The following is a 2,574-nucleotide window of genomic DNA, read 5'->3' as shown; positions in this document are numbered from 1 at the left end:
GGCCGGCAGGGCCGGCCGCACCGCGGCGACGGCGGCGAGCTGGGATTCCAGCAGCGCGTCGAGGATCTCCGCATCCTCCCAGGCGTCGATGCCCTTGAAGCGGCGTGATGCGGTCTCGGTTCCCATGCGGCGTCGCTGCAGCTTGTCGTGGGTGGTCTAGACCACTCTCTCAGCTTTGTTTGCGGCGCGCAAGATGATCCTGTCCGGCCGGCCGGAATGCCAGCGCCCGGGCGGGTTTGCGCCGGTCGAGGGGCCGGATCCGCGGCCCCTGCGGCTACCAATTGAAGGAGAATCCGGCGGTGAAGGTGACGCCCGGCTGGTCGCCGCCGAGGTCGACCAGCGAGGCGCTGGCCTTGAGCCGGCCGAACAGCGTCTGCTCGGCGCCGATGCTGCCGGTGAAGCGCCGGTCGGCACTGGTCACCTCGCTGCCCAGCAGCAGCGCGGTGGTGTGCCAGGGCAGCTCCAGCCGGGTGGTGCGGCCGATCTCCCAGCTGGTCACCGGCGCCTCCGGCCCCAGCAGCCCGCCGCGGGTCTCGGTGTAGCGATCCTCCGACGACCCGGTCAGGCCGATGAAGGACCAGGCGCGCGACAGCACCGCCGCCAGCTGCCCGGTGCCCTCGCCGCCCTGGGGGTCGAAGCTGGCCTCGATCCTGGCCGACTGCCAGAACGGTACGAACCAGGGCAGCTCGGTCAGGCCGAGACTGGCCTGCGCCTTGCCGGTGGCGGCGCGCCGCGCCATCTCCGTCCGGTCCCAGCGCTGGGCGAAGCCGGGATAGGGGTCGGCCGGGATGTCGAAGGTGACGCCGGTCCTGGCGACGAAGCCGGGGGTCTGGGACTGCAACGCCGCGGCGACCGAGCCGGCGCCGGTGATGTCGCGCTGGCCGGTGACCGCCCCCGCGCCGGGATCGGAAGCGGCATAGGCGCTCGCCGGCGTCGGGGTCCACGCCCGGTGCGGCTGGCGCCAGCGGACAGGGTCAGGATCGGCCGGAATGTCGAAGGTGACCGTGGCCGGCGGGATGAAGCCCGGCATCGGCCGCGGCGCGACGCCGCCGTCCTCGTCGGGCCGGGCATGCGCCGCCGTCGCCGACAGCAGTACGGCAACGGCGGCGGAACGCAGCAGAAAGGGGTGGCAGGTCCGCGTCATCGGCGGGCTGTCTCTCCCAGGGGTGATGTGGTTTCCCCAAAGAGTAGCGATCGAGCCGCGGCTGCCAACCCCTTGAATTATGACATTTTCCCGCCCGGCTGCGCCCGGCGGCTCAGAAGGCCAGCACCACCTTGCCGAAATGCTGTGCCGCTTCCAGATGCCGCAGGGCCTGCCGCGCCTCGGTCCAGGGGAAGCTGCGGTCGATCACCGGCCGCAGCCCGGTGGCGGCGATGGCGCGGTTCATCGCCTCGAAGCTGTCGCGGGAGCCGACCGGGATGCCGCGGATGCGGGCGCGGCGGAACAGGATCTGCATCGGGTTGATTTCGGCCGTCTTGCCGCCGAGATAGCCGATCACGTTGATCTGCCCACCGGTGCGGATCGCGGCGAGGGAGCGGGCGAAGGTGCCCGGCCCGCTGACCTCGATGACGTGGTCGACGCCGCGGCCGCCGGTCAGCTCGCGCACCGACGAATCCCAGTCCGGAGTGGACCGGTAGTTCACCGTGCCGAAGGCGCCGAGCGCCCGCGCCCGCTCCAGCTTCTCGTCGCTGGAGGAGGTGACGATCGCGCAGGCGCCGGCGGCGACGGCGAATTGCAGGGCGAAGACGGAGACGCCGCCGGTGCCCTGCACCAGTACCGTGTCGCCGGCCTTGATCCCGCCTTCGGCGACCAGCGAGGTCCAGGCGGTCAGCGCGGCGCAGGGCAATGTCGCCGCCTCGGCGTCGGTCAGGTGCTCCGGCACCGCGACCACGCCCCCGGCGTCGAGGCGGACATATTCCGCCAGCACGCCGGGGCCGGGCCCGCCCAGCGGCACCGCCCGCTCGATGCCCTCGAAGTCGCCGGCCGTCCAGCCCTGCCAGAAGGTCATGGCCACCCGGTCGCCGGGCTTGACCCGGGTCACCCCCTCCCCCACCGCCACCACCTCGCCGACGCCGTCGGACAGCGGCACCATCGGCAGCGGGAAATCGGCATGATAGGTGCCGCGCACGATCTCCAGGTCGCGGTAGTTCAGCGACGCGGCGCGCATCCGCAGCACCACCTCGCCCCGCCGCGGCTCCGGCACCGGCAGGTCCACCGGGCGCAGCCGGTCGATGCCCTCGCCCTCTTCGATCACGAACGCCTTCATCGGACGTCTCCAAAAAAGTTGCGCTGGAGACATCGCCTTCCGTCGGCTAATCTTCAAATTCATTGTTTTCAGAAACTTCATGACGGCTCGGCATGATGTTGGACGAGATGCGCGCCTTCGTGCTGCTGGCGGAGACCGGGTCGATCCAGCGGGTGGCAGAGCGGCTGCCGCTGACCCAGCCGGCGGTGACCCGGCAGATCCAGCGGCTGGAGCAGCATCTCGGCACCACACTGCTGGACCGGCGGGTGAAGCCGCCGCGGCTGACCCCGGCCGGGCTGGCGGCGCTGGAGCGCTGCCGCGCCATCCC

At 71.8% G+C, this 2,574-nt stretch carries 3 protein-coding genes; 1 reads left to right on the top strand and 2 read right to left on the bottom strand.

The genetic code is table 11. The annotated features are described in order from the left end of the window. Positions 1-274: 274 nt before the first annotated feature. Both P409_RS31595 and P409_RS31590 read right to left on the bottom strand, forming a co-directional pair. A complete protein-coding gene (locus tag P409_RS31595) occupies positions 275-1,144 on the bottom strand; it encodes a hypothetical protein (RefSeq protein WP_034847881.1) in 870 nt (289 codons plus the stop codon). Positions 1,145-1,256: 112 nt separating this feature from the next. Further along, on the bottom strand, positions 1,257-2,267 hold the full coding sequence (locus P409_RS31590; protein WP_034847878.1) for a zinc-dependent alcohol dehydrogenase family protein: 1,011 nt from the start codon (positions 2,265-2,267) through the stop codon (positions 1,257-1,259). Positions 2,268-2,359: 92 nt separating this feature from the next. Here P409_RS31590 and P409_RS31585 point away from each other — a divergent pair. Then, positions 2,360-2,574 (top strand): LysR family transcriptional regulator (locus P409_RS31585; RefSeq protein WP_034847875.1); only part of this gene is annotated, 215 nt, incomplete at its 3' end.

Source organism: Inquilinus limosus MP06 (genome assembly GCF_000767795.1).
In the GTDB taxonomy this organism is placed as follows: Bacteria; Pseudomonadota; Alphaproteobacteria; order DSM-16000; family Inquilinaceae; genus Inquilinus; species Inquilinus limosus_E.
Note: the sequence above shows the minus strand (reverse complement) of the source record. Positions and strands in the feature narration are given on the sequence as shown.

What these genes read in the sequence shown, in the direction of transcription:
- P409_RS31595 (WP_034847881.1), bottom strand. Translation starts at nt 1,144, where the DNA reads ATGACGCGGACCTGCCACCCCTTTCTGCTGCGTTCCGCCGCCGTTGCC.
- P409_RS31590 (WP_034847878.1), bottom strand. Translation starts at nt 2,267, where the DNA reads ATGAAGGCGTTCGTGATCGAAGAGGGCGAGGGCATCGACCGGCTGCGC.